We start from the raw sequence: 4,719 nt of genomic DNA, 5'->3' as shown, positions 1-4,719 counted from the left end.
CCGCCCCCCGACGATGTTCGTGTGTCTCAGACCGCCTTGCGAGAGGTCAGAACCTGATCGACGAGACCGTAGTCCTTCGCCTGTTCGGCGGTGAGGAAGAGGTCACGTTCGATGTCGTTGGAGACCTGCTCCGGTGACTTGTTGGAGTGGTCCGACAGAGTCGTCTCCAGCCACTGGCGCATCCGGAAGACCTCTGCGGCCTGGATCTCGATGTCCGAAGCCTGTCCCTGTCCCTGGCCCTCCATCGCAGGCTGGTGGATGAGGACTCGGGCGTTGGGCAGAGCCAGACGCTTGCCCGGAGTGCCGGCTGCCAGGAGTACGGCAGCAGCCGAGGCGGCCTGACCGAGGCAGACAGTCTGGATCTCCGGCTTGATGTACTGCATCGTGTCGTAGATGGCAGTCATCGCGGTGAAGGAGCCACCCGGCGAGTTGATGTAGAGCGTGATGTCACGATCAGGGTCCTGTGATTCGAGGACCAGGAGCTGCGCCATCACGTCGTCGGCGCTCGTGTCGTCAACCTGGACGCCCAGGAAGATCACGCGATCGTCGAAGAGCTTGGTGTAGGGATCCTGGCGTTTGAAACCGTAGGGAGTCCGCTCTTCGAACTGGGGCATGACGTAGCGGGACTGCGGCATGTTGCCGGCGGTGGACCCTGGCATAAAGTTCATTGAATTCATTCTTCCTTGACTCCCACTCAGTTGTCGGTGACGTCGGACGAACGGGTCACCATCTTGTCGATGAAGCCGTATTCCAGTGCTTCTTCGGCGGTGAACCAGTGGTCGCGGTCGTTGTCCTTGAGGATCTGCTCCAGGGTCTTGCCTGTCTGTTCGGCGGTGAGCTCTGCCATCTGCTTCTTCATGTGCAGGATGAGCTCTGCCTGGATCTTGATGTCGGTGGCGGTGCCGCCGATTCCACCCAACGGCTGGTGCATGAGGATGCGGGCGTGGGGGGTGGCGAACCGCTTGCCCGGTGCACCGGATGACAGCAGGAACTGCCCCATCGATGCGGCCATTCCCATGGCGACGGTGGAGACATCTGGCTTGATGTACTGCATGGTGTCGTAGATCGCCATTCCCGCGGTGACCGAGCCACCCGGGGAGTTGATGTACAGCGAGATGTCCGCATCGGGATCCTCCGCCGCCAGCAGCATCATCTGAGCACAGATCGCGTTGGCGTTGGAGTCACGCACTTCCGAACCGAGCCAGATGATGCGCTCTTTGAGCAGGCGGTTGAAAATATGGTCATCGAGACCCATTGCTCCACCGGCGTCGAGGCCGACGGGCGCTGTCATTTCATGTGCGCTCACGTTTCACTCCTGTTGGTCTTTGGTTGGCTTGATATGGACTCTAACTGCTCTCCGGTCGGATTTAGTCCGTCGGAACGCCTGTGTTCGCCATCAGCGTGATCGGGCACCGGATTCCCCTGCATCTGCTGGGAAGATTCGTGCCGGATGAGGCCCACACGTGGCTGCGGCCGACCGATGCACCTATGCGAAACGGTGGGCACGGAATATTCTCCGTGCCCACCGTTGTCGGCTCTGTCACCGCCGAAGCGGTTGGAAGTCAGTTATCGTCGTCGCCTTCGGCTGCGACGGCATCATCTGAGTCATCGACGACCTCAGGTGCCTCTTCCTCAGCTGGAGAGGTGAACTCCTCCATATCGACGACATTGCCTGCTGTGTCCTTGACGACAGCACCGGCGAGAGCAGCGGCCAGGGCCTTGCGGCGTGTGACCTCTCCGACCAGTGCGTTGACCTGTCCGGAGCTGTCGAGCATCTGAGCGAACTCATTCGGGTTCATGCCGTACTGCTGTGACGCAGAGATGAGGTATTCGATGAGCTCGGGCTGTGTCACCTCAACCTCTTCGGCTTCGGCGATCGAGTCGAGGATGAACTGGGTGCGGAGATTGCGCTCGGTCTCCTCGGTGACCTCCTTACGGTGCTCATCGTCATCCACGCGGCTCTCGGACTCGAGGTGACGCTCAACCTCGTCGGTGACGACCTTCTCGGGAACGGGCACGTTGAGGGTCTCGATCAGTGATTCGAGGACCTTGTCGCGTGCCTGTGCACCCTGGTCGGTCTCCTTCTGCTTCGCAGCCTGCTCGCGCAGGTCCGTACGCAGCTCGTCGATCGTGTCGAATTCGCTGGCCAGCTGAGCGAAGTCATCGTCAGCCTCTGGCAGCTCGCGAACCTTGACCGCGCTGAGTGTGATGGAGACTGTTCCGGTTTCGCCGGCGTGCTCTCCGCCCGCGAAGGTGGTCTCGAAGGTGGTGGTCTCGTCTGCCGACAGACCGTCGAGGGCTTCGTCCATGCCATCGAGCATGGTCCCGGCGCCAACCTGGTAGGAGATGTCGGAGGCGGTGTCGATCTCTTCGCCGTCGATGGTGGCGACGAGGTCGAGGGTCACGAAGTCGTCCTTGGCTGCAGGACGGTCAACGGAGCTCAGCGTTCCGAAGCGGGTGCGCAGCTGCTCAAGCTCGGCATCGACGTCTTCATCGGTGACCTCGATCGGGTCGACCTCGACACTGATGGTGTCGTAGGCAGGCAGTTCGATCGTGGGGCGCACGTCGACCTCGACAGTGAAGGTCAGGTCGCCGTCTTCGGTGCCGTCGAGGCCGGGGACTTCGGAGATCTCGACCTCGGGCTGGCCCAATGGCTTGAGATCGTGCTCTTCGACGGCCTCCCGGTAGAACCCGTCAAGACCGTTGTTCACGGCCTCCTGGATCACTGCGGGTCGGCCAACGCGCTGATCGATGATGCGCGCAGGGACCTTGCCCTGGCGGAAGCCCGGAATGGTGACCTGGCCACCGATGGTCTTGTATGCCTCGTCGATGCTCGGCTTGAGTTCGGCGTATGGGACATCCACGCTGATCTTGACCCGCGTGGGGTCGAGTTGCTCGACGGAGCTCTTCACAGTGCGACCTTTCAATTTCGACAGTCATGCATAATCGGTCATCTGGTGACCTGGAGGGAGCGAAAGTCCACGATGAGATCGCGCACGTCCGCAAGACGCAGTCACCCATATTACGCGAAACACGGGACAAAACACGAAACAGGCGGGCCGCCGCAGTTCCGGAGTTCGCGAGGAGCGCAATCGATGCCGGTTCTGATGGACAGCGCAGCCGTGCACCGTGAACCCATGCCGCCACGGAGGCACCGGCAGCTCGGGTCAGGATCGGGCGCGATGGAGCTCGTCGAGAGTGATGATCACATTGGATGCCGTCCACGACAGAGGTGCCACCGACACTGCCGCGCCTTCTGCACTGACCTTCTCGGGAAGGGAGCCGGCCTGCGTACGATGGCTGCCCAACCAGTCGAGCACCCCATCGGCCTGTGTTGTGGCACCGATGCGGGCGAACCCGACTCCCATGAGTGATGTCGACGGTGTCCAGCTCGTGTGATCGAAGATCCATCCATGCCCCGGCTTGATCCCGCCGGCAGGTTGGCGCAGTCTCTCCCAGACGTGATCAAGGGTCGATTCTCCGAGGTCCAGGCCCGCCCCGGCCGCGGGCAGATAGGCCACCGCCGAATCGAGTCCTCCCGAGGTCGGGTAGCGCTGCAGTCCATTGGCGATGAATGTTCGAGAGAATGTCGCTTCGAACGCATTGCAGCTGTCGCCGAGCGCGTCGGCTCCCCCATCGATGTGATCCCACAGTCCACTGCTGTGCTCTGCCAGTCTGACAAGTGCCTGCAGGCCCAACAATGTGGGTCCCGCTGTGCCGAGCGTGACTTGGGATTCGCTGACCTCCCAGTAATCGGACGACACCGGGGGCAGCACTGTTCCCCGCTCGGTGAGGTGAAGCAGGCGCCGGGAAGAGCGACGCAGCATCGGTGCCATCGCTTCGACGGCGACCACTCCCTCATTTCGTCCGGTGGTCCGTGCCCCCACAGCATGGACGTCGCTGACGGCCCAGAGCAGGAGTCCAAGCGCGTCGAACTGAGATGGGCGCTCGTCCGGGGCCAGCCCCAGGTCTGGGGTGAACCGCGCCGCGAAAGACCCGTCCTCCGATTGCAGTGACTGCAGGTGAAGAAGGTGCTGCCACGCCAGGTCGAGCATCCCGACTCGAGCCAAAGCAACCGCAGCGAACGCCGCATCCCGCGGCCAGATGTATCTCCACGGCTGGTCCCAGCTGGCCACCGTCGCCGGAAGGGAGTCGGTGAGTACCCACAGATCGCAAAGCGCCGAGGTGGCAAGATCGCGACGGTGTTCGGGCAGCTGCGTGATCCATGCAGTGCACCGGTCCAGGAATTGCTGTTGTCGTGCCGCCGGCCCTAGGTCCTCTATTCCGGGCATGACACGTGAGTTCGCCTCCAAGTGCTGCGCCATCTCGATGCCGATGCCCTCGCGCGCGGTCCCAGAAGTGAAGGCGACGGTGGCGGAGCGGAGGGGATCAGTCCGGCGCGCAGGGGCGAGAAAGTCCGTGCCTGAGGAAGTCACGAAGCCTGCGCCGAGGAGACCTGCACCTGCGAGTGCACCTGTGAGGACCTGTCGGCGGTTCAGTCGGGGCCAGGGCACTCGCCGCTGCTGGGGCTCGGGACTCATATGGGAAATGGCTTTCTGCCGTGGGCCACCATCAGTGATGAACGGTGCCGCCTCGGTCGTGCAGAATTGATGCGGGAACCCGGGCACACGGTGCTGGGCAGAAGGAGATTCTACCGGAACCCACCGCGCTGCGGCCGACAGATCGATCGCGAACCGAAAAACCGGCCCGACCATATGG

The 4,719-nt window shown here is 62.6% G+C and carries 4 protein-coding genes; all 4 read right to left on the bottom strand.

All coding sequences use genetic code 11. The features are described from left to right. Window positions 1-26: 26 nt before the first annotated feature. Complete coding sequence (locus tag ACE03M_RS03925) at window positions 27-668, bottom strand: ATP-dependent Clp protease proteolytic subunit (RefSeq protein ID WP_029417364.1); 642 nt, start codon at window positions 666-668, stop codon at window positions 27-29. Window positions 669-694: 26 nt separating this feature from the next. Next, window positions 695-1,291 carry an ATP-dependent Clp protease proteolytic subunit gene (locus ACE03M_RS03920; protein WP_101618803.1) on the bottom strand — a complete coding sequence of 199 codons (597 nt, stop codon included), beginning with the start codon at window positions 1,289-1,291 and terminating at the stop codon, window positions 695-697. Between the two features lie 271 nt (window positions 1,292-1,562). After that, on the bottom strand, window positions 1,563-2,912 hold the full coding sequence (tig, locus tag ACE03M_RS03915; protein WP_485932822.1) for a trigger factor: 1,350 nt from the start codon (window positions 2,910-2,912) through the stop codon (window positions 1,563-1,565). Window positions 2,913-3,167: 255 nt separating this feature from the next. Continuing rightward, a complete protein-coding gene (locus ACE03M_RS03910; RefSeq protein ID WP_485932821.1) occupies window positions 3,168-4,541 on the bottom strand; it encodes a hypothetical protein in 1,374 nt (457 codons plus the stop codon). Between the last annotated feature and the right edge of the window lie 178 nt (window positions 4,542-4,719).

Source organism: Brevibacterium sp. AGC70, assembly GCF_057334195.1.
This window is presented reverse-complemented; position numbering and strand designations above follow the sequence as displayed.